At 69.4% G+C, this 24,238-nt stretch carries 23 protein-coding genes; 7 read left to right on the top strand and 16 right to left on the bottom strand.

What is annotated here, in order from left to right:
* Positions 1–171: 171 nt before the first annotated feature.
* From efeB to efeU, 3 genes are read right to left on the bottom strand one after another with little or no spacing between them, the layout of a single operon-like run.
* The gene (gene efeB / locus K313_RS0117170; RefSeq protein ID WP_029212668.1) at positions 172–1,467 is read right to left on the bottom strand and encodes an iron uptake transporter deferrochelatase/peroxidase subunit; all 1,296 of its coding nucleotides are present in this window, start codon (positions 1,465–1,467) and stop codon (positions 172–174) included.
* Complete coding sequence (efeO, locus tag K313_RS0117165) at positions 1,467–2,645, bottom strand: iron uptake system protein EfeO (RefSeq protein ID WP_029212667.1); 1,179 nt, start codon at positions 2,643–2,645, stop codon at positions 1,467–1,469. Before efeO ends, efeB begins: the two co-directional genes overlap by 1 nt.
* Entirely contained in the window at positions 2,642–3,514 is an 873-nt protein-coding gene (efeU, locus tag K313_RS0117160) for an iron uptake transporter permease EfeU (protein ID WP_029212666.1), read from the bottom strand. The genes efeO and efeU overlap by 4 nt, the downstream gene beginning before the upstream one ends.
* A 467-nt stretch (positions 3,515–3,981) precedes the next feature.
* On the opposite strand from efeU, the gene K313_RS22665 reads away from it, so the two are divergent.
* Positions 3,982–4,761 (top strand): hypothetical protein, encoded by a 780-nt coding sequence (locus K313_RS22665; protein WP_156911449.1) that lies wholly within the window; start codon positions 3,982–3,984, stop codon positions 4,759–4,761.
* A gap of 82 nt (positions 4,762–4,843) precedes the next feature.
* Here K313_RS22665 and ligD read toward each other — a convergent pair whose 3' ends face one another.
* The gene (gene ligD / locus K313_RS0117150; RefSeq protein ID WP_029212664.1) at positions 4,844–5,716 is read right to left on the bottom strand and encodes a non-homologous end-joining DNA ligase; all 873 of its coding nucleotides are present in this window, start codon (positions 5,714–5,716) and stop codon (positions 4,844–4,846) included.
* Entirely contained in the window at positions 5,709–6,701 is a 993-nt protein-coding gene (locus tag K313_RS0117145; protein ID WP_029212663.1) for an ATP-dependent DNA ligase, read from the bottom strand. The genes ligD and K313_RS0117145 overlap by 8 nt, the downstream gene beginning before the upstream one ends.
* A 61-nt stretch (positions 6,702–6,762) precedes the next feature.
* Between K313_RS0117145 and ku the strand changes: the two genes are divergently transcribed.
* Genes ku through K313_RS21555 form a run of 4 tightly spaced genes read left to right on the top strand, consistent with a single transcriptional unit; the run spans position 6,763 to position 10,388 of the window.
* On the top strand, positions 6,763–7,761 hold the full coding sequence (ku, locus tag K313_RS0117140) for a non-homologous end joining protein Ku (protein WP_029212662.1): 999 nt from the start codon (positions 6,763–6,765) through the stop codon (positions 7,759–7,761).
* Between the two features lies 1 nt (position 7,762).
* On the top strand, positions 7,763–8,626 hold the full coding sequence (locus tag K313_RS0117135) for an Fpg/Nei family DNA glycosylase (protein WP_029212661.1): 864 nt from the start codon (positions 7,763–7,765) through the stop codon (positions 8,624–8,626).
* Between the two features lie 44 nt (positions 8,627–8,670).
* Positions 8,671–9,495, top strand: coding sequence for an alpha/beta hydrolase (locus K313_RS0117130; RefSeq protein ID WP_029212660.1), 825 nt, complete (start codon positions 8,671–8,673; stop codon positions 9,493–9,495).
* Positions 9,496–9,512: 17 nt separating this feature from the next.
* Entirely contained in the window at positions 9,513–10,388 is an 876-nt protein-coding gene (locus tag K313_RS21555) for an alpha/beta hydrolase-fold protein (RefSeq protein ID WP_169516863.1), read from the top strand.
* An 8-nt stretch (positions 10,389–10,396) separates the two neighbouring features.
* On the opposite strand, the gene K313_RS0117120 is transcribed toward K313_RS21555, so the two are convergent.
* From K313_RS0117120 to K313_RS0117085, 8 genes are all read right to left on the bottom strand, one after another.
* Positions 10,397–11,221 (bottom strand): hypothetical protein, encoded by an 825-nt coding sequence (locus K313_RS0117120; protein ID WP_029212658.1) that lies wholly within the window; start codon positions 11,219–11,221, stop codon positions 10,397–10,399.
* A gap of 67 nt (positions 11,222–11,288) precedes the next feature.
* A complete protein-coding gene (locus tag K313_RS0117115; protein WP_169516862.1) occupies positions 11,289–11,762 on the bottom strand; it encodes a YdcF family protein in 474 nt (157 codons plus the stop codon).
* 50 nt (positions 11,763–11,812) lie between these two features.
* Positions 11,813–13,336, bottom strand: coding sequence for a serine aminopeptidase domain-containing protein (locus K313_RS0117110; protein WP_276203045.1), 1,524 nt, complete (start codon positions 13,334–13,336; stop codon positions 11,813–11,815).
* Positions 13,337–13,602: 266 nt separating this feature from the next.
* Entirely contained in the window at positions 13,603–14,583 is a 981-nt protein-coding gene (locus K313_RS0117105; RefSeq protein ID WP_029212655.1) for a GDP-L-fucose synthase family protein, read from the bottom strand.
* Positions 14,580–15,632, bottom strand: coding sequence for a GDP-mannose 4,6-dehydratase (gmd, locus tag K313_RS0117100; protein ID WP_029212654.1), 1,053 nt, complete (start codon positions 15,630–15,632; stop codon positions 14,580–14,582). Before gmd ends, K313_RS0117105 begins: the two co-directional genes overlap by 4 nt.
* Positions 15,633–15,667: 35 nt before the next feature.
* Complete coding sequence (locus K313_RS0117095; protein ID WP_029212653.1) at positions 15,668–16,936, bottom strand: glycosyltransferase; 1,269 nt, start codon at positions 16,934–16,936, stop codon at positions 15,668–15,670.
* Positions 16,937–16,951: 15 nt separating this feature from the next.
* The gene (locus K313_RS0117090) at positions 16,952–18,079 is read right to left on the bottom strand and encodes a glycosyltransferase (RefSeq protein ID WP_029212652.1); all 1,128 of its coding nucleotides are present in this window, start codon (positions 18,077–18,079) and stop codon (positions 16,952–16,954) included.
* The gene (locus tag K313_RS0117085; RefSeq protein WP_034253968.1) at positions 18,076–18,612 is read right to left on the bottom strand and encodes a DapH/DapD/GlmU-related protein; all 537 of its coding nucleotides are present in this window, start codon (positions 18,610–18,612) and stop codon (positions 18,076–18,078) included. Before K313_RS0117085 ends, K313_RS0117090 begins: the two co-directional genes overlap by 4 nt.
* A gap of 311 nt (positions 18,613–18,923) precedes the next feature.
* Between K313_RS0117085 and K313_RS0117080 the strand changes: the two genes are divergently transcribed.
* Together K313_RS0117080 and K313_RS0117075 are read left to right on the top strand one after the other, a co-directional pair.
* Positions 18,924–20,342 (top strand): hypothetical protein, encoded by a 1,419-nt coding sequence (locus K313_RS0117080; RefSeq protein WP_029212650.1) that lies wholly within the window; start codon positions 18,924–18,926, stop codon positions 20,340–20,342.
* 130 nt (positions 20,343–20,472) lie between these two features.
* Positions 20,473–21,534, top strand: a complete 1,062-nt coding sequence (locus K313_RS0117075; RefSeq protein ID WP_156911446.1) for a hypothetical protein — start codon at positions 20,473–20,475, stop codon at positions 21,532–21,534.
* A 17-nt stretch (positions 21,535–21,551) separates the two neighbouring features.
* Here the strand turns inward: K313_RS0117075 and K313_RS0117070 are convergent, their stop codons facing one another.
* The 3 genes from K313_RS0117070 to K313_RS0117060 form a co-directional block, all read right to left on the bottom strand.
* The gene (locus tag K313_RS0117070) at positions 21,552–22,757 is read right to left on the bottom strand and encodes a YveK family protein (RefSeq protein WP_084412979.1); all 1,206 of its coding nucleotides are present in this window, start codon (positions 22,755–22,757) and stop codon (positions 21,552–21,554) included.
* Complete coding sequence (locus K313_RS0117065; RefSeq protein ID WP_029212647.1) at positions 22,738–23,925, bottom strand: hypothetical protein; 1,188 nt, start codon at positions 23,923–23,925, stop codon at positions 22,738–22,740. The genes K313_RS0117070 and K313_RS0117065 overlap by 20 nt, the downstream gene beginning before the upstream one ends.
* A 28-nt stretch (positions 23,926–23,953) precedes the next feature.
* The coding region (locus K313_RS0117060) for an integrase core domain-containing protein (protein ID WP_029212646.1) at positions 23,954–24,238 on the bottom strand (285 nt) is incomplete at its 5' end.

The raw sequence follows: 24,238 nt of genomic DNA, 5'->3' as shown, positions 1-24,238 counted from the left end.
CGGGTCACTTCCTGTCAGGAGCCCCGCTGCCTCGGGGCCCGACCCGACGGGTCACTTCGTGTCGGGAGAGCTGCGCCCTCGGGGCCCCACCCGACCCGACGGGTCACTTTGCGTCGGGAGAGCTGCGACCTCGGCGCACCGTCCGCCCCGACGGGTCACTTCGTGACGGGTCTAGGCGAAGAGGGCCTGGCCGATGTGCTCGCCCTGCTTGGCACCAGGCGGTATGGCGAACAACGCCGACCCGCGGTGCTGGAGGTACTCCTGGAGGGCGTCCTGCTTGGCCATGCGGGTCTGCATCGGGATGTACTGCTTGGCGGGGTTGCGGACGTAGGCGATGAAGAACAGCCCGGCGTCCATGCGCCCGAGGTCGTCGGAGCCGTCGGTGTAGTTGTAGCCGCGGCGCAGCATCTGCACGCCACCGTTGCGCGTCGGATGCGCCATCGCGACATGGGAGTTCGCGGCGACCAGCGGCTGGCCCTCCCGCCCCTTGATGGTGAAGTCCGGTGCGGTGAACTCCTTCCCGCCGGACAGGGGCGCGCCCTCGCGGCGGTCGCGGCCGATGATCGCCTCCTGCTCGCGCAACGAGGAGCGGTCCCACGTCTCGAGGTTCATCGCGATGCGGCGGGCGACGAGGTAGGAGCCACCGGCCATCCACGGCGCCTTGGCGTCGTCCTTGGCGCCGACCCACAGGTGGGCGTCGAGCGCGGACGGGTCCTCGGCCTTGAGGTTGGCCGTGCCGTCCTTGAAGCCGAACAGGTTTCGCGGGGTCGCCTGCGCCGTCGACGTCGACGAGGTGCGGCCGTAGCCCAGCTGCGACCAGCGCAGCGACAGGACGCCGAACCCGATGCGCGCGAGGTTGCGGATGGCGTGCACGGCCACCTGCGGGTCGTCGGCGCAGGCCTGCACGCACAGGTCACCGTCGCTGCGCGCGGGGTCGAGCGCGTCCGCGGGGAAGTGCGGAAGGCGTTGCAGCGCAGCGGGTTGCCGCGCCGCGAGCCCGAACCGATCCTTGCCGGCGGCGTCCCGGAACAGGGTCGGCCCGAAGCCGAAGGTCAGCGTCAGCCTCGAGGCCGACAGACCGTCCGCCTCGCCGGAGTCGTTGGGGGGCGCACTGTATGACGTCGGGTCCCCACCCACCGGCCGACCCGCCGTCATCTCGGCGGCCGCCGCGGTCCAGGCGGTCAGCAGGGCGACGAGGTCCTCGCGGGAGGTCGTCGTGACGTCGAACGCCGCGAAGTGCAGCCGGTCCTGGGCGGGCGTGACGATCCCCGCCTGGTGGGTGCCGTAGAACGGATAGCTGTCGGACGCAACGGCTCTCGCGTCCCCGGTCGTGCCCCCACCCGCGCGCCCGCCGTCACCCTCGGAGGCGTTGGCGGTCGCCATACCGCCGGCGAAGCCGACCGCACCGACCGCGGCCGAGGCGGCTCCCCAGCCGAGAAGTCCACGACGAGACAGGGACTCGGGCATCAGATGACGGCGGCAGTCAGCTTGGACAGCGGCTCGGAGAGCGCGTTGACCGCGTCCGACAGCGCCTTCACCTCCTCCTTGGAGAGCTGGTCGTAGGTCTTGAAGCCCTTGCCGACCTTGTGCTGGTCGAGGAGCTTCTGCAGGGCCGAGAACTTCAGCTGCAGCTGGGAGTCCAGCGCGGCGTCCTTCTTCTTGAGGATCGGGCGCAGGCCCTCCCACGCGACGCGGGCCCCGTCGACGTTGGCCTGGAAGTCCCACAGGTCGGTGTGGCTCCAGATCTCCTCCTCGCCGGTGACCTTGCCGGTCGCGACCTCGTCGAGCAGGCCCTTGGCGCCGTTGCCGATCTGGTCAGCGGTGAACTGCATGGACCGGGTGCGCTGGTAGAGCGTCTCGGTGTCCTTGACCAGCTGGTCCGCGATCGCCGCACGCTGGACGGCGGTCTGGGCCGTGTAGCCGGTCTTCGGCGGCCAGAGGTCCTTCTCGGCGACGTGCCAGCCGGTCCACTTCTGGCCCGGCTCGAGGTCGGCCTCGCGCGCGTCCATCATCGGGTCGAGGTCGCCGAAGGACTCGGCCACCGGCTCGATCCGCTCCCAGTGGACGCGGGTGGGGGCGTAGAGCTCCTTGGCCTTGGCCGTGTCACCGGCCTTGTAGGCGGCGGCGAACGCCTTGGTGCCGGTGAGGAGCTGCTCGGTCTGGTCCTTGACGTAGGACGCGTACTGCGTGTTGGCGGTCGCGACGAGCTCCTTGTCGGCGCCCTGGGCGGACAGGTCCGCGCCCGAGTCGGTGACGGTGAAGTCGTGGCGGATGCCGTCGCCGACCATGCCCGGCTTGCAGGCCGTCTTGTACGTGCCCGGCGCGGCCTTGAGCACGAGGTCGCGGGTGAGGCCCGGCCCGATGTTCTCGACCTCGGCGACGATGCGCAGGCCGTCCTCGGCCAGGAGGTAGAACTCGGTGACCTTGGAGCCGGAGTTGGTGACCGTGAACTTCACGGTGCCCGAGGGCGCCTCGGCCGCGGAGACCTGGCACTCGGTGTCGGTGGAGGTGACCGTCAGGGTGCCCTTGCCCGCGCCGGCCTGCGTCCCGCCCCCGGAGGAGGTGGTGGCGGAGTTGTCGGTGCAGGCGGTCAGCGCGAGCGCGGCGATCGCGAGGGTCGCGCCGGTGGCGGCGAGGCGGGTCATGCATGAGCTCCTTGACGTATGCCGGCCGCTGCGCTGTCACGCGAGGCCGGGGGCTTGGGGCGACGGACCCGCCAGGCGAAGAGCGCCATGACGGGGACGACGTAGAGCACCCACGCGACGACCTCGAGGACCGTCATCGCGGGAGAGAAGTTGAAGATGCCCTTGAGCAGCGTGGCGATCCACGAGCTGGGCTCGATCGTGGCGGACACGTCGAACGCGAGGGTGTTGAGGCCGGGGAGGATGCGGGCCTCCTGCAGGTCGTGGACGGCATACGCCAGCACACCGCCGGCGATGAGCACGAGGAAGGCGCCGGTCCAGCGGAAGAACGCGCCGAGGTCGAGCCTGAGCGCGCCCTTGTAGACGGCGACGCCGAGCGCGACGGCGGTCAGCAGGCCCAGCAGGGCGCCGACGATGGGGGCGGTGGTGGAGGCATTGTCGCGGGCCGCGGCCTGCGTGGCCGCCCAGAGGAAGAGCGCGGTCTCGAGACCCTCGCGGCCGACGGCCAGCATGGCGACCAGCACGAGGCCTCCGCGGGCGCCCTCGACGGCCCGGTCGACCGCCCCCTTGAGCTCGCCGGACAGGGCACGGCTGTGCCGCGCCATCCAAAAGATCATCCAGGTCACGAACCCCACCGCCACGATGGACAGCCCGCCGCCGATGGCCTCCTGCGCCTCGAAGGTCAGGCCCTTGGGGCCGAAGGTGAGCAGCGCGCCGAAGGCGAGGGAGATGGCGATCGCCGCCGCGACTCCCGCCCAGATGCGCCCGAGCAGGTGCTGGCGTCCCGACTTCACGAGGTAGGCGACGAGGATGACGACGACCAGCGACGCCTCCAGTCCCTCACGCAGCCCGATGAGGTAGTTGGCGAGCATGGCAGCCTACGATTCCTGGTCGACGTGAGTGAGGCCTCCCTAACTTAGGCGATGCTGACCTCACCGGGCAACATGACCTCCCCCACACCCCGCCCCCGCCCACCGGTCACTTCCCGACACCCCACCCCCGCCCACCGGTCACTTCCCCACACCCCACCCCCCCCACCGGTCACTTCCCGACACCCCACCCCCGCCCACCGGTCACTTCCCGACACGGTGGCGCCTGTGGATAGTGACCCGCGGTTATCCACAGGAACCAATTGCGAGCTTGAGCAAATCAGAGCAAACGACAAGATCTGAGTATGGATCCACATGCACTCCCGCCAAGCCTGGCCTGCCTACCTGCGTTCACTCGATCACAGGGGCTGGCCGCTGGCCTGAGTGAGCGAGACCTCCGCTCCCTTGCCCGACCCCATCGGAGCGTCTATTCGACCCATATGCCAACGACGGTGCTCGAGGATGCCCAGATGCTCAGTGTCATCCTGCCCGAGGGCGTCTGCTTCAGTCACTGGACCGCGATGCGACTGAACGACCTGTGGGGACCCACCTCGTGGGACCCCGATCGACGAGAGCCCCTCCATGTCCTGCGCACGTCGGCCGCTCACCCCACCCGGCTGCCCACCGTCGCCGATCATCGTGCCCGGACGCCCCCATGCGTTCGGCTGCAGAACCTCACCGTGCCCGTGGTGGCGCCGGAGCACGTCTTTGCCCAGCTCGCCAACAAGCTCGGCCCCCTCCAACTCGTCGTCTTGGGCGACTCCGTGGTCCGGTGGCGGTCCGGCCGCACCAAGGCCCTCCTGCGTGGCGCCCTCCAGCCGGGGGAGCGAGGAGTCCGCCGGGCGCGCGCGGCGCTGGAGGAAGTGCGCGAGGGGTCAAACTCCCCGGAGGAGACGCGAGCACGACTGATCCTCGCCGATGCCGGCTTCCCCGAGCCGTCTCTCAACGCACCCATCTACGACGCGGACGGGGCCTTCGTCGCCTTCCTCGACCTCTATTGGGAAGAGTTCAAAGTCGGATATGAGTACAACGGGCAATGGCACTACGCCTCGGAGGAGCAGCTTGAGCGAGACCGGCGACGCATCGAACGCATCGAGGCGACCGGCGTCCAGGTCTTCGTCTCGACCAAGGACGACAGGAATGCCATGGGGCCAGTCATCTGGGGCCTTCGCCGGGCCATGGGCCGGCGCGGTGAGCCGGCCCCGAGCTTGGAACTGACCAGTCGACGGAACCTACCCGCACGAAACTGACCAGTCGACGGAACCTACCCGTACGAAACTGACCAGTCGACGGAAGGTACCCGTACGGAACTGACCAGTCGGCGGGGGGCGGTCAGGGGAGGCGGGCCAGCGCCTCGTGCAGCCCAAGCTGCTGCAGGGTCACCCGCCCAGCAGCGGCGTCCTCCAGCTCCGACCACTCACGGGGCGCGGCCACCGTTGGGCGACCGAACTTCCCGCGCAGCGACCAGGGGCAGATCGTCGTCTTGGAAGCGGTGTTCTGGCTCCAGTCGACGAGCACCTTGCCCCCGCGCTTGGCCTTGACCATCGACGACACGACCAACGTGGGGTGGCCCGCCTCGAGCGCGACGGCCAGCCCCTGAGCCACCTCGCGGACCACGGAGACGGGGTGGGTGCCGTCGAGCTCGGCATACAGCTGGAGGCCCTTGGATCCGGAGGTGACGGGCCACAGATCGCCGATCCCCATGTCGCACAAGATGTCTCGCGCCCACAGCGCCACCTGCGAGCACTCCGCGAGCCCGGCGCCGGGCCCGGGGTCGAGATCGACGACGAGCCGGTCCGGGTGCAGCGCCTCCCCCGACGGCGACACCCGCCACTGGTGCACGTGCAGCTCCAGCGCGGCGAGGTTGCCGAGCCAGGTCAGTCCGGCGACGGAGTCGATGACGGGATAGGTGATGGTCTCGCGGTCGCGCGTCGAGCCCGGCGCCGGCAGGGTCACGGTGCGGATCCACGCGGGGGTGCCGCGGGGCACGTTCTTCTCGAAGAACGACGGCCCACCCGTCCCCGACGGCCACCTGATGCGAGTCACGGCGCGATCGCGCAGCTGCTCGAGCAGGACCGGCGCCACCTGCGCGTAGTACTGCAGCACCTCGCCCTTGGTGGTCCCGGTCTCGGGATACAGCACCTTGTCGAGGGAGCTGAGCCGCAGGGTGCGGCCGTCGATCTCGACGCTCACGTGGTCAGGCACGGCCGACGTCCCCGTCTGCACCTGACCAGTCGGCGGAGGGGAGAAGGTCCGCAGGGGTCAGGTCGGTGCGCACACCGAGGTAGGCCGGCTGCCGCAGCCTGCCGTTGCCCGCCCGCCCGAGGGACTGCACGTCCACGACGAGCGTCGGCTCGACCCAGCGCGCACCGGTCGCATCCTCACGCGGCACCTCCCCCACGAACGGCGCACCACCGCAGCCACGCTCGTCGAGCAACGGCCGCAACGCCTCCCCCGCACGACCGGCGAGCCCCGCGCCCACGCGCCCGTCCAGCTCCAGCAGGCCGGAGCCGTCGCCCACCGGCGTCCCGACGAGCAGCGCGCCGACGCGGTCGCGCCCGGACGTCTCGGGACGCCATCCGCCGACCACGACGGACAGGGTGGCGCGGTGCGGCAGCTTGAGCCAGTCGGGGCTGCGGGCGCCAGGCTGGTATGCCGAGGCCCGCCGCTTCGACACCACCCCCTCGAGGCCCTGGTGGCGGGTCACGTCGTGCAGCAGCCGGCCGTCGTCATACACCTCGGGCACCTTCCAGGCCGACCCTCCCGCCCCGAAGGACTCCAGGTCGAGCCGCTCGAGCAGCGAGCGCCGCACGGACCACGGCTGGTCGATCAGCACCTGCCCGCCGAACCGCAGCAGGTCGAAGACCATGTAGGTCACGGGCCGCACCTCCGCCAGCGCCTGGGCCACCCGCGCGTCCGAGACGTGGATGCGCTCACTCAGCGCGGCGAACGACGGCACCCCGCCCTGCAGCGCGATGACCTCGCCGTCCAGCAGCAGGTCCTCCCCGGCGCGGGTCAGCCCGGCGAGCTCGGGGAACCGCACGGTCGCGTCGGCGCCGGACCGGGCGCGCAGCCGCAGGCCCGTGGGTGAGCGGTCGGCGAGGATCCGCATGCCGTCCCACTTGACCTCGTGCACCCACCCGTCGCCCTGCGGCACCTGGGTGGTGGGGGTGGCGAGCATCGGACGCATACCTCATCCTGACTGATGGGTATGTGCCATCGCGGGCTAACCAGCGACGAAGGAGCAGGTCATGCGAGCAATCTGGAAGGGCGCGGTCTCGTTCGGCCTCGTCACCGTGCCGGTGCGGCTCTTCACCGCGACCGAGAACCACGACCTGCAGTTCCACCAGGTCCGCAAGAGCGACGGCTCGCGGATCAAGTACAAGAAGGTCGCCGCGGCCGACGGCGAGGAGGTGCCGTTCGCCGAGATCGCCAAGGGCTACGAGTCGCCCGACGGCAAGATGGTGATGATCACCGACGAGGACCTCGCGTCGCTGGACTCCAAGAGCACCAAGGAGATCTCGGTCGAGAAGTTCGTGCCCGCCGACCAGATCGACCCCCTGCTGCTGGACAAGTCCTACTACCTCGAGCCCGACAAGAGCGCGGTCAAGCCCTATGCCCTGCTGCGCGAGGCCCTGCGCTCCACGGATCGTATGGCGGTGGTCACCGTCGCCGTCCGCACACGCCTGTCCATGGCGGTGCTGCGGGTCAAGGACGACGTGATCGTGCTGCAGACGATGCTGTGGCCGGACGAGGTGCGCAAGCCGTCCTTCGACGTGCTCGACGACATCCCGGAGCCCAACGAGCGGGAGGTCAAGATGGCGGACCTGCTCATCGAGTCGATGGTCGACGACTTCGAGCCCAACGACTACGAGGACGACTACCAGCAGGCCGTGCAGGCCCTGGTGGAGCGCAAGCTCGCCGGTGGTGACGTCAAGGCCGCACCCAAGGCCAAGGACGACGACGAGGGCGGCGACGTGGTCGACCTGCTCGCGGCGCTGCAGCGCTCGGTCGACCGGGCCAAGGCGGCGCGGGGCGAGGACACCTCCGCGGACTCCGGTGCGGGGCAGGAGGGCTCGGGGTCGGACGACGGCGCCGACACCGAGGACGACGACGCCGAGGACGACCAGCCCGCGGCCAAGAAGGCGACCGCGCGCAAGGCCCCCGCCAAGAAGTCCGCGAGCTCCACCACGAAGAAGGCCGCCGCCAAGAAGTCCACGGCCAAGCGGACCACCAAGAAGGCCAGCTGAGGTGCCGGAGGGTCACACCATCCACGCCCTGGCCGGGCGGCTCAACCGGGCGTATGCCGGAAAGCCCGTCAGGGGGAGCAGCCCGCAGGGGAGGTTCGCCGACTCGGCCGCGCAGCTGGACGGCGAGGTGCTGATCGGTGCGCAGGCCGCCGGCAAGCACCTGCTGGTGGAGGTCGACGGTGACCGTTGGCTGCACGTGCACCTCGGCCTCATCGGCAACTTCGCCGTGACGCCGTTGGTGGACGGCATACGGCCCGAGGACGTCCCCGTGCAGGGAGAGGTGAGGCTGCGGCTCGCGTCCGACACCCACGTGGCCGACCTGCGCGGGCCGATGGTGTGTGCGCTGATCACGCCGGAGGAGGCGCACACCGTCATCGACCGGCTCGGCCCCGATCCGCTCCGGGCCGACGCCGATCCGGGCGAGGCCTGGGCGCGAATCTCCCGCAGCCGCAAGACGATCGCGGAGCTGCTGATGGACCAGGCGGTCGTGGCCGGGTTGGGCAACGTCTATCGCTGCGAGGTGCTGTGGCGCCACCGCATCGACCCGAACCGCCCCGGCCGCGAGCTGCGCCAGAGCTCCTGGGACACCATCTGGGCGGACCTCGTGCGCCTGCTGCCGCTGGGTGTGGCGTACGGGCAGATCCTCACCCTCGAGCCGCAGGTGGAGGAGGCCGAGCGGCGGCTGGCCGCGGGCGAGGAACCCCCGGTGATCACCGGCCGCTCGCTGGGCACGACCTTCCCGCGGGAGTTCGCGACCTACAAGCGCGAGGGTGAGCCCTGCCCGACCTGCGGCAGCCGCATCCGCACCGCCAAGGTGGCCGGCCGCACCCTCTACTGGTGCGGCCGCTGCCAGCGCCGCCGCTGACGCGATTCATCCCATTGGCCACCTTCGTCGCGTTTCATTGAGTCATGCCCTCCCCCCTCACCCGGCGCGACGCCCTGCGCCTCGGCCTCGGTCTCGGTCTCGGCACCGTCGCCCTCACCTCCTCCGTCACCGCGCCGGCGCACGCCGACGTCTCCGGCCCCAAGGCCGCCACCGGATCGTTCGCCTCGCGCTACCGCGGCGGTCAGGAGACCGTCTGGGAGGTGCTCTACCCGCCCGGCTTCACCCCAGGTGACCGACTGCCGGTCATGATCACGCTCCACGGCAAGGGCGGAAACCACACGACGCCCGAGGGACTGCGCTTCCTGGAGCACGCGGAGACCCTGCGGGCCGAGGGCCTGCGGCCGTTCGCCTGCGTGGGCGTCGACGGCGGCGACACCTGGTGGCACGACCGGGCCGACGGGACGGACAGCGCGGCGATGGTCGTCCACGAGCTGGCCCCGATCCTCGCCGACCTCGGCCTGGACCTGACCCGGCCGGCGCTCTACGGATTGTCGATGGGTGGCATGGGCGCCGTCTGGCTGGCCTCCCGCCTCGGCCCCAACCGGTTGTCGAGCCTCACCATCGCCAGCACCCCGTTCCCCGCGACGTGGGACCGGTTCAGCGGGTCCTACGACTCCCCCGCCGACTTCGCGGTCCACGACATCCGTCGGCACTGGGCGAGCCTGCGGGGGCTGCCGATCCGCGTAGACATCGGCGACCAGGACTCCTTCCTCCAGGAGAACCTCGCGCTCCGACCCCTGGCCGACCCGCAGCCGGAGTTCCACGTCTCCCCAGGCGGGCACGACTGGGACTTCTGGGGCCGGGTGGCGCTGGAGCAGATGCGGTTCATCTCCCGCCGTCTGGTTTGATGCCTAGGCTGGGCACCATGGACCGACGCAGTCTGCTCCGGCTCGCGGGAGGCCTGTCGCTGGCCGGCGCTCTGGGCGCCTGCTCGCGCAACCCGGCCGACGAGGCGGGGTCCGCGACGAGCAGCTCTACTTCTCCGGCCAAGGGAACGATGGCGCCGTCGCCCTCACGACGCTCGCAGCTGGGCGTCGAGTATGTCGATGGAAGCATCAGGTCCAGACACCTCAAGGGTGCCCAAGCGCCATGGTTGGTGCTCTACCCCCCAGACCACCATCCTGGCGACCGGATTCCCGTCCTCCTGACCTTGCACGGCACCGGCGGTGACCAGAGCACACCGTGGGCCCTCCGCTGGCCGGAGACCTCCAGGGCGCTTCAGTCCGAGGGCCTCCCCGGTTTCGCCTGTGCGGGGATCAAGGGCGGGGACACCTGGTGGCATCCGCGGGAAGACGGGACCGACAGCGCTGCCCTGGTCACGGATGAGTTCGCTGCCGTCCTCAGGGGCCTGGGCCTGGATCTGTCCCGGCCAGCCGTCTACGGCTACTCCATGGGCGGCGTCGGCGCGATCTATCTAGGGGCCACGCTGGGCACGCAGCGCGTCTCGTCCGTGGTGGCCGCAAGCACGCCCTTCATCCCGTCCTTCGCAGAGAGCCGCGGAGCGTACGACTCGCAGGCGGACTTCGAGGAGCACAACATCCGTTCCCTGTGGCCACGCCTCGAGGGGCTTCCCGTCCGCATCGACATCGGCGATCAGGACCCCTTCCTCCAGACCAACCGGGACTTCATCCCCACGGCGCGACCTGCCCCTGAGTTCCACGTCAGCCCAGGGGGTCACGACAGCGACTACTGGGGTCGTATGGCCCTCGACCAGTTGAGGTTCGTCGCCCGCCACTTCTGATGCAGCTGTCAGGCGTGAGCGTCGCCACCGTCGAGGGCGCCCGCCTCGTCCTCGGTCCGCAGCAGCCAGAAGGCCCCCGCGAGGGCGAGTACCAGTCCGACGACCACCTGCGGCAGGGCGCCGGGCCGGGTGTGCTCCCCCAGCAACCCGATCCCGAAGGCTGCAGGAAAGACGGTGGCCATGCCGTAGTTGCAGCCCAGCACGGGTGCGGCATGTCCGCGGGCCAGCCCCTTGGTCAGGTGGACCTGGCCGAGCACCATCCCCGCCCCGATCAGGACGCCGGCAACCCAGTTGATCACGGGCAGCTCCCAGAACCTCCAGAGGGGGTGTGCGTGGTCCCCGATCAACAGGCGCGCGCAGATCGCGGAGAAGGAGAAGCCGAAACCTGCCAGCAGCCCGTTGACCACCGGCCCCTCGGGGAGCAGGAGCCCCAGCGCACATGCCGCGGCGCACCCCAGCAGGACGACGACGTCTCGCGACTCGATGGGAGGTGGGGGACCCGTGATGGTCCCCATCCCCAGCGCGGCGATGCCCGCGACGACAGCCAGGACCGCCACCGCGTCCGACGCGCGGAGCCGGCGCACACCCTGCACGTGCTGGATGACGGCGGTCACCGCCAGCGCCGACGTCACGCAGGCCTGCACGATGAGCAAGGGGAGGAAGCGACGCGCAAAGAGGGTGAACAGGAACCCGGCCCCCTGCAGCAGAGTCCCCACCCACCAGCTCCCCGACCGGAGGGCCCCGCCCTCGGCCTGCGAGCCCTTGTGCAACCGAGCCCCCGAGATGCCGTAGGCGAGGACGCCCAGGACGAGCATGACGACGGCAAAGATCACGGGCTCAGGCTAACCCGGTGTCCCCGATTCTCAGGTGCGCCAAGGCAAGCGCGGTTGATGGTTGGGCTCAGCATCCCGGAGAGATCAGGGCCTTGGCCCATCCGCCGCTCTGGTGCACGAGCATGACGGGCAGGTCGTACCCCTCGGTGTGGTCCAGCATGGAGATGCGCCCAGGGAAGCACCGCCCGAGGATCAGCCTCGCTCGCTCGACCTGGGGATCAAACGTGATGACCTGGAGCGAGGTCCAACCGCGCTCCCGCGCCAGTTTCGCCACCGCCCTGGCCTCGCCCTGGGTCGTTGAGGGGACAGGATCGAAGCACACGACCGAGTATGGCTTCTCATGGGCGCACACGTCGGGGACGCGTCCAAGGTCAGCGGGATGGGCCGAGACCACCATCGTGCCGGCGGCACCTTTCCGCATGAGCAGCTCAGCCTGCGTGACCCGCTCGTCGACAGACGGACCGAGCACGACGATGGCGTCCGAGCGACCCACAGGGTCATGGCGCGGGAACAGGATGACCACGACCAGGACGCAGACCATGGCCAGAGCGACACCCAGTGATGCCAGACACCCGATGCGCAAACGGCTGCTCACGGTCCCGCGACCGCGCGTACGACGGACTCCAAGGATCGGCGACGCGCGGTCTCGGCAAGGAGAGCGTGGTCCAGGTCGTCCCACTGCGCCACGTCGATCCGTCTCCCCTGCGCACGCAGTCGAGCCAGCGACTCCGGGCCATGAACATCGACGAAGTGTCGCGCCGCTGCGGCGCCGAATTGCAGGTCGATCCGGGTCGTCGAGGGCGCCACCGACAGGAGCTCGTAGGGGTACTCGGCCAATCCGCGGCGCGCCATCACCCGACGCAGCGGCAGCGGACGGCGGCGAGAGATCTCCCGGACCCGCTTCAACACCTCTTTAACCCGCGTCCGGGCGCCGGGAGCACGAAACTCCTCGTCCGAGTCATCAACCGACCCAGGACTCTCGGTCAGGAATCGCCGCAACAGTGGCTCCTTGAAGAAGTGCGCCACGAATCGCGGATCGGGCTGCCAGACGATGTTGTCGAGGGCCAGGATCCGATCGGGAGCCGCCGTCGCACAGGCGCGCATGAACAGCCAGGCTCCCACGCACAGGCCAACGGCGACGACGGGCCTATCGGTGCGCGCCCGCAGGTCCTGGATCACCGCTGCTACGTCCTCCACGCCCTCTAGGGTGTACGGGTTGGGCTCGACGGGATCGGCGGGGTCTAGGTGGACCCCTAGGCCGCGCCGTTCCGACCTGAGGCAGAGAGCCCCCCGGGCCGCCGCCGCGCGGGCGGCCTCAGCCCACAGCCCGGTGGGGCCGTCCAGGGGCTCGCCGCCAGCGCTCGTGAAGGCGCACCCCCGCACGGTCTCACCCATCGGGCGGGTCTCGATGGCATGGAGCGCGTGGGGACCGACTCGGACGAAGTTTTCGGTGATCGACACCTCGTTGACCGTGAGGGTCGTGGTCGGAGTCTGCTGCCAGGTCGGCAGCGGCGCAGCCGCCGCAGAGGCGTCCTCGAGATCATTGATGATGGCGTCGATGGACGCGTAAGGGATCCGTGCGTAGCGAGGGGCTGCGAAGTAGAGGTGCTCGGCGGCGCCGCGGTCCTCCTCAACACGGCAGCCGACTCGATCGGGCAGGGGGGTCGTCGACTTGGGCGCTGCCAGGCCGTTCAGGTCCCGGACCTGGGCCGGTGTGAAGAAGGACCCGCTGAGCTCTGCCCCCGACTCGCGAGGCATCACGGGGATCTCGGTGCCGAGGACGCGCAGCTTCTGGTGCAGGCGGAGGTATGCACGCCCTGAGATCGGCTCCCACAAGATCGTTCGCCCTGAGAGAGGGCACCCCCATCGGTGCGCGATCGAGGCACCCAGACGCAGCGCCACCAGGTGCACCGGAAGCGCCCCCGCGATCCGTTCAGCCTCCTCGTGCACGCTGGCCAGGTCTTGGACCCACGCCGCCACGAGGTCCGAGCCCTCCACCGGCGCAGAGTTGCCGTCGCCTCGCCAGTCGAACCGGACGCTGGCGAAACCACGCTCCGCGAGACGTAGCGCAAGGGCACGCATCGAACGATAGGACGAGACCCCCTCACGGCCCATGGTCGGGGCCAGGATGACAACCCCGCGCGCCCGTCGGCTCGACGGCATCTCCACCCAGCCGGCTAGCGCCCGACCTGGTCGACCGATCCAGGTTGGTTCCCCCACGGTCGCCATCGTCAGTGTCCCTTCTTGGTTCGTCCATCGTCGGCCCGCGACGTCCCCGCGTCGCGGTGCCCACCCCGCCTTGGTCAGTCTCGCTGGTCGAGGACCCGCCCTCAACTGGCGACCCGATGCAGGCGCTGGCGTAGTGCCAGCCCTGGTGCTCGTCAGTGGCGACGGTCAGCCGCGTGCGTGCGGTACCACTCCACCGTCGTGCGCACCCCCTCCTCAAGGCTGATCTGCGGCTCCCAGCCCGAGCCCCGCAGTGTCGACACGTCCAGCAGCTTGCGGGGTGTGCCGTCGGGCTTCGAGGTGTCCCACTCGATGGACCCCTCGTAACCGACGGCGGCGGCGACGACGCCCGCCAGCTCCTTGATGGTGACATCAGTCCCGGTGCCGACGTTGACCTGCCCCGGACCGTCGTAGTGCTCCAGCAGGTGCAGGCAGGCGGCGGCCATGTCGTCGACGTGCAGGAACTCGCGGCGCGGCGCGCCCGAGCCCCAGTTGGTCACGACCGGAGCACCCGCGGCCGCGGCCTCGTCATACCGCCTGATCATGGCCGGCATGACGTGCGAGCCCGCGGGGTCGAAGTTGTCGCCCGGCCCGTAGAGATTGGTCGGCATGGCGGAGATCCAGGGCAGGCCGTGCTGGCGGCGGACCGCCTGGACGTGCAGGATCCCGGCGATCTTGGCGATGGCATAGGCGTCGTTGGTGGGTTCGAGGTGCCCAGTCAGCAACGAGTCCTCGCGGATGGGCTGCTCCGCGAACTTCGGGTAGATGCAGGAGGACCCCAGAAAGAGCACCCGCTCCACCCCGTGCTGCAGGGCGGCGTCGAGCACGTTGACCTGGATGCGGACGTTGTCCGAGAGGAAGTCCACCGGGTAGGTGTTGTTGGCGAGGATCCCGCCCACCTTGGCCGCAGCCAGGACGACGTAGCGCGGCTTGGTCTCGGCGAAGAAGCTGAAGGTGGCGTCTCGATCTTTCAGGTCCAGCTTCGAGGAGGAGCGCCCCACGAGCCGAGCGAACCCGGAGGACTCCAGGTGTCGCCAGACCGCCGACCCCACGAGCCCGCGGTGGCCCGCGATATACGTCACGGCGTCGCGGTCCAGCGGGCCCGGGGTGTGGTTAACCCCGTCGACGGCCGTCATCGCGCAACCGCCTTGGGGATGTGGCTGCTGGGCCCTCGGGTCGTCGGCGTGTCGATCCAGGGGGTGCCGGCGCAGGCCAGGGCCTCGATGTCGGCGTCCACCATGATTCGCGCGAGCTCCGGGGTGTGGACCTTGGCCTCCCACCCGAGCTTCTCCTTCGCCTTGGAGGCGTCGCCGATGAGCGCGTCCACCTCGGTGGGCCGCAGGTAGCGCTCGTCGAAGCGCACGTGCTCCTGCCAGTCCAGGCCAGCGTGCTCGAAGGCCATCGTCAGGAAGTCCTTGACGGTGTAGTCCTGACCGGTGGCGAGGACGAAGTCCTCCGGCCCGTCCACCTGCAGCATCCGCCACATGCCCTCGACGTACTCCGGGGCGTAGCCCCAGTCGCGGACCGAGTCGATGTTGCCCATGTAGAGGTGCTTCTGCTGGCCGGCCTTGATCGCGGCCACCGCGCGGGTGATCTTGCGCGTCACGAAGGTCTCGCCGCGGCGCGGCGACTCGTGGTTGAAGAGGATCCCGTTGACGGCGAACATGTCGTACGCCTCGCGGTAGTTCTTGGTGATCCAGTACGAGTAGAGCTTGGCGACCCCGTAGGGCGAGCGCGGGTAGAACGGGGTGTCCTCGCCCTGCGGCGGTGGCGTGGCGCCGAACAGCTCGGAGGTCGACGCCTGGTAGAAGCGCGGCCGCACACCCGCGACCCGGATCGCCTCCAGCAGACGGATCGACCCCACCCCCGTCGTGTCCGCCGTGTGCTCGGGCTCGTCGAAGGACACGCGCACGTGGGACTGCGCCGCCAGGTTGTACACCTCGTCGGGGTTGATCTCCCCGACGAGTGTCACGAGCCGGGCGCCGTCGCTGAGATCGCCGTAGTGCAGGAACAGCTTGGCGCCCTCGTCGTGGGGGTCCACGTAGAGGTGGTCGATGCGGTGGGTGTTGAAGGTCGAGGCGCGGCGGATGAGCCCGTGCACCTCGTATCCCTTGCTGAGCAGGAGCTCGGCCAGGTAGGAGCCGTCCTGCCCGGTGATGCCAGTGATGAGCGCGCGCTTGGTCACGTGGTGCCTTCCGAGGGGTAGTGGTGCGAAGAAGTTCAGTGCGAGTCGGCGAGAGTCGGCGCCGTGACGGCCCGGCGACGCTCGACGAGACCCTGCAGCCACGCCGAGAAGCCAGAGATGGCCGACGCTGCCGAGAGGTTCGCCGCCGCGAAGGCGGTGGCGGACTCGACATACCTGCGAGAGCCGTCAGGATCGGCGACAAGCGCTTCGACGGTGCTCAGCATGAGGGCCGGGTCCCCTGCCGGTATGACGGGCCCGGCGTCCGCCGCCCGCACCTCGTCGGCGCAGGAACCGTCGTCCGATGTCGCGGCCACGACGGGACGACCCACGCGGAAGTAGGACGTCAGCTTGCTCGGCACGGCCATCTCCTTGACGCCGGCCTTCTCGTTGACCAGCAGCACGTCTGCGGCCTCCAGGGCGGCCCGGAACTCGCCGTCAGGCAGCGCCGGGGCAAACGTCAGGTTGGCGCAGCCGGCGCCCAGCTCCTCCAGCCGGGCACGCTGGTTGCCGTCGCCCACCAGCACGAACATCACGTCCGACTGCTGCTGCTGAGCCAGGCGAGCCGCCTCGACGACGTTCTCCAGGCCCTGCTTGGCGCCCATGTTGCCGGCGTGCAGCGCGATCGGGCGGTCGGGGTCCCCTGCCAGCGTGGCCCGCATCTGGCGGACATCGACGCCGTGCGGGTCGGTCCGCAGGTGAGCCCAGTTTCGGTTGACGACCACCTTGCTCCCGTCGACCCCCACCTCCTGCACCACGTAGCGCCGGAACCGCTCGTGGATCACCGACACCCCGTCGGCCAGACCCAGCACCCCACGCTCCAGGATCTTGAACGCCGCAGCCGCGACCGCGCCGGCGCTCCCCAGCTCGGCCAGCCCGGTGGAGTACATGTCCTGCACCCAGATGGCGGTGCGAGGGCGCCCTGGGCTCATTCGGGCGCGGACGAGCGCGAAGCCGGACGAGATCAGCGCCGGGCTCACGGTCAGTACCAGGTCGGGCCTGCCCCACCGCGCCAGCACGGTGTGGACGCCGAAGGTCAGCTCCATGACGGCCCGTCCGAGGCCGGGGCCACCGTCGGAGCTGGGGATGGTGTGCCACAGCCGGGTCACCGGCACCCCGTCGACGACCTCGTCCCGGCGACGTCCCGTGAAGCCCGTGTAGTTGGTCCAGCTCGGGTAGTGCGGGATGCCCGCGATGACGCGGACCTCGTGCCCGAGGTCGACGAGGCCCTGGGCGAGACCGGCCGTGTACGGCGCCGTGCCGGACGGCTCGGGCGCATAGTTCAGGCAGACGATGAGGATCTTCATGACGGGTGGCGGTCCTTAGCTGGTGCGGGTGGTGACGTCACGGTAGGTGTGCTCGAGCTGAGCCACGACGGCCTCCATGCCGAGCTCGACGCGGATGGCGTCGCGCGCGTGGGCGCCGGCCTGCTCTCGCAGCACCGGGTCGGATAGCAGCCGGTCCACCGCATGGGCCACGCCGGCCGGGCCCTCGGGGGCGACGGCGCCGGCGGATCGGCGCGCGATGATCGGGGCCAACCCGCACGAGTTGGTCACCACCACCGGGCGCCCGAGCGACATCGCTTCCAGCACCGACATCGGGTAGGGCTCGTCCACGGACGGGAGGACGTAGATGTCGGCGGCACGCATCGCGGCAGCGGTCTGGTCGGGCGGGAGCGGACCGTCCCAGACGAGCCGGTCCCCGAGACCGCTGCGGGCGATGGCAGCCCTGACCTCCTCGCCCAGACCTTCGTCCGGCCCGACCATGCGGAACCTCACGCCGGGGTGGCGCGGGGCGAGCCGGACCGCCATCTCCACGAAGTCGAGGGGACGCTTGCGCGCCTGGACGCGGGCGAGGAAGAGCACCCGCGGAGCCGCGCCGGTCAGGGAAGGTAGCGGGGTCCGCGGTGGCAGGTCGATGCCGTTGCGGAGATGCTCGAGCCGCAGCGGGGTGGCGACCTCCTGCAGGCTCTCGCGCTCGGCATCGGTCAGGTAGTAGACGCGTCCGGCACCGCGGAGAACCCGACGGGTCATGGTCAGGTCCAGGGGGCCTGCCAGCGGGTTGCGGGAGGGGATGACCATCCCGTGTGTCTGCAGGACGTACGGCCGCCGCCGCAGGTGCGTCGCCAGCGCTGCGGGCAGCGTGACGAGGTCGCGGGCGAGGTGGACGTGGACGGCGTCGGCCGTCGCACCGGCTCGGGCGACGAAGGACACCAGCCCTGGGCTGGCCAGCCCGTAGAAGCTGCCAGGCATCGGTGCGACCGCGTGGAAGAGCCGGACCCGGACACCGTCCACCTCCCTCGGGACCGGGTCGTAACCCCAGCTGCCCGCCGCCAGGACCACGTCGTGGCCAGCGTCGCGCAGTGCCCGGCACTGGGCGAGGGCCACGCGGGTTGGTCCGCCATACTCGCCCTGCGGGCTGACGAGCGAGACGACCTGCAGCACCCTCACGCCGACCGCACCTTCGCCTGGGGGGCCAGCACGCGGGCTCCCGGCTCGACGTCCTTGACCACCAGGGCGGTGGCTCCCACGACCGCGTCCCGACCGATCGTGACGCCTCGCAGGATGGTGGCTCGCGTGGCGATCCAGGCGCCGTCCTCGACGTGGATCGGCGCGTTGTCGAACTCGAAGGCCGGGTTGTCGGCCTGGTGGCTGCCGGTGCACAGCAGCACGCCCTGGGAGATGCACACGTCGTCGCCGATGGTGATGGGCTCGAGGTTGAGGAGCCAGGCCCCCACCCCGACCCAGCAGTCGCTGCCGATGCGCAGCTTCCACGGCCAGTGGATGCGGACGTCGTGCCGGAGCAGGACCCCGGTCCCGATCTCAGCCCCGAAGGCACGCAGCACGCGGACCCGGAACCGGCTCGGGACGAGCACCGACCTCAGCAGCGGCTCCAAGAGGACCCAGGCGGCACAGACCGGCAACGGTCGCCCCTTGTCGTACCCGAACCCGGTGAAGGTCGACAAGCGACGTCGAACGGGCACGGGCGTCTCCTCAAGGCTCAGCAGAAAGGGCCGGCAAGGCCTGGCCCGAACGTTGCGGGACCCAGCCTATGGGCAGGGGCCGCATCATTTGAGCACTTTCAAGGCCGCCGCAAGCATCAAATCTGAAATGTCACAGATAGTAGCCGCCTGAGTGCGATCGGCTACTTCTTCGCCCTGAGGCCTAGCCTCCTAGCCGGACGAGGAACCCAAAGTGGGTGGCTGGGTGCACATTTGCCACCAACCGCGGCGGAAAACATAATAGTCAGGGTGCGACGCCAGGCTCTTGTCGAGCGTCACGACAAGGGGGACCGGTGGAGCAGAGACCGCAGCGGGCGATGTTGGCTGGCGGATCGCTGGGCGTGCTTCTGTGCGTCATCGTCCCGGCGCTACTAACGATAGGCACCCAGACCGGCTTTTGGAGTCCCGCCCCATGGCCCGCGGTCGGTGTGATGATCTTGGCGGGAGCCCGTTATTCATGGATCATTGCTTCAGCATCCCGCCACCTTTACGAGATGGTCTTGTGGCTCTTCACCTATGTGTTCCTGGGTTGCGCACCCTTCGTCCAACAGCGACTGGGCGACGAGATCGGCACCACCCCAAGGCTCGACTCCCACTATGTCGACGGGGCGTGGGGCATCGTCTATGCCGGGATGCTGGCGGCGGTGGCTGGCAGTGCTGCTGGCCGGCGGGTTCCGCTGGAGACTGCGTCGTCCCTCCCAGCGATCAGCCCTCGTCGCACGGCGGCGCTGAGCCTGTTCTCTTTCGCCATGAGCATCATCTACGTGTGGAAGGTGGGTCCGGCGAGTCTTTTTCTCAACCGCTATGCCTTCGGCGCAGTGCAGGAGACGGCATTCCCCAACGCGGTAGTGGGGGCACTTGTCTTCGGGTGGGCCAGCATGGGCCTGCTGGTGGCGCTGGTCGGTCAGATCCAGCTCTTCCGTCTGTCGACAGGCCGGGCCAAAGCGCGCTGGCTGGCCGGCGCCTGGGTCACCGGAATCGCTCTCGCCTATCTCAACAACCCTCTGAGCAGCCCTCGCTTCATGGTTGGGACGGTCTTCCTCGGTGGCCTCGCGGCCGTGGGTGGCTACGCCACTCAGCGCCGATTCCGCGCGGTGGCGGGGTCTGCGCTCGTGGGCATGCTTATGGTCTTCCCGCTTCTCAACGTCTTTCGGGGATCGACAAGCATCGGCGGCTCCGGCCACGCCTTGAGCGCACTACAGTCGGGTGACTTCGATGCGTTCGCGCAGATCGTCAATACCGTCGACTACGTGGCTCACGAGGGCCTTACCGGGGGGCGCCAGCTCGCCGGGGTGTTCTTGTTCTGGGTGCCACGCACCGTATGGCCCGACAAGCCATTCGACACCGGCATCCTTCTCGCCAACTATAAATCATATGGTTTCACTAACCTGTCCGCTCCGCTATGGTCGGAATTCTATATCAATTTTGGCATCGCCGGAATTGTGATCGGGTTCTTCCTGGTGGGAATGATGGCACGCACGCTGGACCGCAAACATCATGTGCAACTGCTGCACCACGCCGCGCCCGGGATCGCGGGATGCATATTTCCGTTCTACTCATTGCTATTGATCCGGGGATCCTTGCTGCAGGCTGCCTCCCTTTTTGCGGTTGCAGCGGTCGCCATCTGGTGGGTTTCGGCGCGATCACCTCGCGACGTCCCTGACGATGATCCGCATCCCCTCCTAGGCTCGAGAAGGAGACATCATGCCTGAGATCCGGTCCGTCGAGGGGCGTTTCCCTGCCGGACTCGTCCGAGAGGTTCTACGTCGGCACTTGACGTGGCTCTGCCTGGCCGTCCTGATAGGAGGATCCCTAGGCTGGCTCACCAAGGCGTTGCACTCCGTGACCTACACCTCAGAAGTCCGGAGCTCGGTGCGGTTCGTCGCCACCTCCCCCACAGCACAACCGCCCAGCGCGGACTTGCTGCAAGGCAGGGTTCTGTCCTACAAGGACCTCGCCGGCAGCGACGAGATCGCGACCAGGGTGGCCGGGCAGCTGAGGCTGCCGCGCAGCCCGGACGATCTGCTCAGGTCGATGTCCTTCACGGCTCCTACCGGCACCAGCGACATCATGGTGCGGGCGACGTCCACAGATCCCGCGGAGGCCCAGCGTCTCGCCGATGCCTGGGCGGCTCAGTTGACGGCAAAGGTCGCGGAGGTGGAGAAGCTGGCGGTCTCCCCCGGCGGATCCATTCGACTGGTGCGCATCAGCGCACCGAGCGCCCCGATGGGCGACGATGGTCTGGGCGCCGCGGCCCATATCGCCCTCGGCGCCACGCTCGGCCTGATCACCACGGCCGGGCTGCTCCTGCTGAACACCCTGCTGCGGCCGCGCATCTACTCGGCTCAGCAGCTCAGAGAGTTCGTTGGAGTTCCGGTCCTGACCGCCGTCCCCCACCTGCCGGAGTTGGACGTGGCTGACCCGGGGACGTCCCACGCCGATCGCCAGCTCATGGAGGCCAGGTCCTTGCTGACCAGCCGACTGCGCGACGACGGTCACCCGGTTCTGCTGGTCCTTCCCGACCGGACCGGCTCGGGGGCTAGCACCATCGCCGGGTGGGTGCTTGCCGACCGGCTGGACGACGGTCACGAGGCGCACCTCCTCGAGCTGCGGGACGCACGGCCCACCCTCGCGGGCCGCTCCGCGGACTGCACGCTCGTCCTGGACGCTCCGGCCGCGTCCGAGTCGGCCCTGGCGCAGTCCGTGGCGCCCAACGTCGATGCAGTGATCCTCGTGGTCGACTCCCGTCGGGCACGGCTGAAGGACGTCGAGGATGCCGTCACACGGTTGGTCGACGCCGGAGCTCCGATGGTGGGTCTCGTTGTCAACCACATCGGCCGTACCCGGCAGGCTGCTCGTGCCTACGAGGTTCCCTGGCCCGCGAGCGAGGTCCCACGGGGCTGACGCGGGGTCCGGGGACCTCAGCCGTCCTGAAGGACGACGAGTCGGCCAAGGTCCTCGGGCCCCAGGAGGTTGCTCACCAGCCGTCCTTCTTTCTCGTCGGTAGCGATCACGGCGCCCCCCTCCGCGATCCACGAGCTGCTGCCGAGCGTGTCGTCGAGGGACCTGCAAACGGCGACCACCATCACGGGGCGTCCTGGCTCGTGCGGACGTACCTGCTTCAGCCGGCTGAGCACCTCGTTGGCGACCAGTCCGTCCCAATCGACGACCCATACCGGCTCGTTCCGGACGCCCTCTCCCGAGGGCAGTTGCGCCGTCATCAGCTCGCGCCACGTGATCGGATCGAGGTCGCCAGCAGCCACCCTGTCCATTAGGGCAACCACGTAGTGCCCGGTCTCGGCAAGCACGAGAGAGATGTTCACGCCGTGGCGTTGGTCATGGTCATCGCCAAGCACCACGACGGTTCGCGCCTCATCCGTTCGTGGCCCACCGAGCAGCGGGGCGACCAGCGCTCGATAGGCGCCCGCCCGAGGACCCCGGCGCCCGACGGCAACCACGGCCTCGTCCGTTTTGTCCGCCCCGGGGATCACGTGGTGCCGCGCCGTACGGCGGGCCCGCTCACGTAGTCGGCTCAGGAGGCTGCCGACGAGCCAGCCCACTCCCGCGCCTACGGCGGCCCCCATCAAGACCCACACCGATCTCTTGGGCGACGTCGGTCCGGGGGGTGCCGACGCTGCGCGCAGGACGCGAGCCTCGACAAGTGGGCCTCCACCCCGGGACGACTTCGGGGATATCGCTTCCACCGTCGCGATGAGGGAGCGCTGCGCGCCATCGGCGATTCTCATAGCCTCCTCGGCGGAGGAAGCGCGCGCGGAGACATCGATGATGGCTGTGTTGAGCGTGGCCTTGCCGGAGACCCTCCCGCTGAGCTGGCTCGCGCTTTCGGACAAGCCAAGCTCCTTCACGACGCGTCCTAGGACGAGCGGTGTCCCCACCATCTCGGCGTACGTCTGGACCTGGGTCTGCATGTAGGTCGAATTGGCCATGGCATCGCTGCCCACAGACGTCTCTCCCGGGGTGAGCAGGACGCTTCCCGACGCCGCATAGACGGCGGGTTGTCCACGGACGGCGATGCCGCCGAGCAGCCCGCCCAGGACGGCGCAGGCGCCCGCAACCACTGCCGGCAGCAGCCATCGTCGGACCCGCTCATCGGACAACAGAGGCATACACACTCCTGGTGGGAACGTTGCGAAGAAGGGCAGTGAGGACGGGCGCCCCGAACGGCAGCAGCACGACCATGCTGATCAGTCTCCAGAACATCCTGGACGGGTACTGGATCGAGATCAGCATTGACAGCAGGACCAGTGCGAGGACCATGGCGGTCCCGATGGGCAGTCCGCGACGCCTGAAGACCTCGGTGGCCACGCCGGCATACCCGGTGATGCTGGCGAAGAGTAGGACCTGGGCCAAGGGCCCGAGCGCGCCGTACCACTCACCGGCGAACGACAGCGGGATCCACTCGTAGGGCCAGAACCGTTCGGCAGAGAAGGGGTCCACGGCGGAGGCAAGCCCGGAGGGCAAGGGGTTGGCGTTCACGAGCAGGACGTCTGCGCCGGGGGTATAGGCCACCGAGAACTCCGTGATGACCGTGGACGCGGAGATCGAAGAGCCCAACCACTGCACGGGGGCCACCCACGCGGCTGGATCGCCCAGCTGGGGCACCTGCGGAGAGCTGAGGTTGGTCAGATACATGCTGAGGCCGTGGGGGGTCGACCGGACCAAGAGTGTCAAGGCGAAGTCCGCCAGGCAGACGTAGACGAAGGGATAGGTGAGACCGGCGGCGACGATCCCCCAACGCCACGAACGCCGGTGGATGGCCCACTGCAGGAAGAGTCCGAAACCCAGGACGGGAAAGAGCAGCGAGACCCGGGAACCCAGCGACGAGGTGAGGACGAACCAGGCCCCAGCCAGTGCGTAGGCCATCAACCGGTCGCGACGAGTCGGGGCTTGCCGGGCGGTCGCCAGCCCCGCCACCCCCACCAGTGGCCCCAGCAGACTGGCGATGTTGGTAAACGCCTTGATGCCGTCACTCTCGAGGTACACCGCGCGGTACCACAGGCTTGGGCCGGCGCCGAGGCACCACATCAGCAGCAGGACGACGGACGCCCAACGCACCAGACGCGCCACGCGATCGACTCCCAGGGGAGCCACTTTGGGGGCTGGAGGCACGAACACCGCAACCAGGACGCCGCCGAGGAAGGATCCGACGGCGGCGAACAGGAATGCCTGAGCCGCCTCCGAGTCCAGTGACACGTCGGTGATGTAGTTGGTCGGCAGGCCGGACCCGTTGCGCACCCTGGCCCAGTTCCACACGTGGGGGCTCGCCGCCGCCACGTGAATCGGCCCCGGTTCTCCGCCGCTCCTATAGTGGCTGAGCCTGGAGGGCCAGGTCAGCGTAGTGGGCGTGTTCGGCCTGCACGGGTGTGATGTTACCGATGGCTGAGTGCAGGCGGCGGTTGTTGTACCACTCGACCCAGGCTGCGGTGGCGAACTCCACATCGGCGATGGTCCTGTAGGGGCCATTTTGAAAGATGTTCGTGCGGATGCACTCGGTCTTGTACAGTCCGTTTCCGCTCTCCATGAGGGCATTATCATAAGCATCCCCGACCGAGCCGATGGAGGCCGCGATCTTCGCCAGCTCTAAATG

This window comes from Arsenicicoccus bolidensis DSM 15745, assembly GCF_000426385.1.
In the GTDB taxonomy this organism is placed as follows: Bacteria; Actinomycetota; Actinomycetes; order Actinomycetales; family Dermatophilaceae; genus Arsenicicoccus; species Arsenicicoccus bolidensis.
This window is presented reverse-complemented; position numbering and strand designations above follow the sequence as displayed.

Coding starts and splice junctions, on each gene's coding strand:
- efeB (WP_029212668.1), bottom strand. CDS start 1,467: ATGCCCGAGTCCCTGTCTCGTCGTGGACTTCTCGGCTGGGGAGCCGCC.
- efeO (WP_029212667.1), bottom strand. CDS start 2,645: ATGACCCGCCTCGCCGCCACCGGCGCGACCCTCGCGATCGCCGCGCTC.
- efeU (WP_029212666.1), bottom strand. CDS start 3,514: ATGCTCGCCAACTACCTCATCGGGCTGCGTGAGGGACTGGAGGCGTCG.
- K313_RS22665 (WP_156911449.1), top strand. CDS start 3,982: ATGCTCAGTGTCATCCTGCCCGAGGGCGTCTGCTTCAGTCACTGGACC.
- K313_RS0117145 (WP_029212663.1), bottom strand. CDS start 6,701: ATGCGTCCGATGCTCGCCACCCCCACCACCCAGGTGCCGCAGGGCGAC.
- ku (WP_029212662.1), top strand. CDS start 6,763: ATGCGAGCAATCTGGAAGGGCGCGGTCTCGTTCGGCCTCGTCACCGTG.
- K313_RS0117130 (WP_029212660.1), top strand. CDS start 8,671: ATGCCCTCCCCCCTCACCCGGCGCGACGCCCTGCGCCTCGGCCTCGGT.
- K313_RS21555 (WP_169516863.1), top strand. CDS start 9,513: ATGGACCGACGCAGTCTGCTCCGGCTCGCGGGAGGCCTGTCGCTGGCC.
- K313_RS0117115 (WP_169516862.1), bottom strand. CDS start 11,762: ATGGTCTGCGTCCTGGTCGTGGTCATCCTGTTCCCGCGCCATGACCCT.
- K313_RS0117110 (WP_276203045.1), bottom strand. CDS start 13,336: ATGGGCCGTGAGGGGGTCTCGTCCTATCGTTCGATGCGTGCCCTTGCG.
- K313_RS0117105 (WP_029212655.1), bottom strand. CDS start 14,583: ATGACGGCCGTCGACGGGGTTAACCACACCCCGGGCCCGCTGGACCGC.
- K313_RS0117095 (WP_029212653.1), bottom strand. CDS start 16,936: ATGAAGATCCTCATCGTCTGCCTGAACTATGCGCCCGAGCCGTCCGGC.
- K313_RS0117070 (WP_084412979.1), bottom strand. CDS start 22,757: ATGCCTCTGTTGTCCGATGAGCGGGTCCGACGATGGCTGCTGCCGGCA.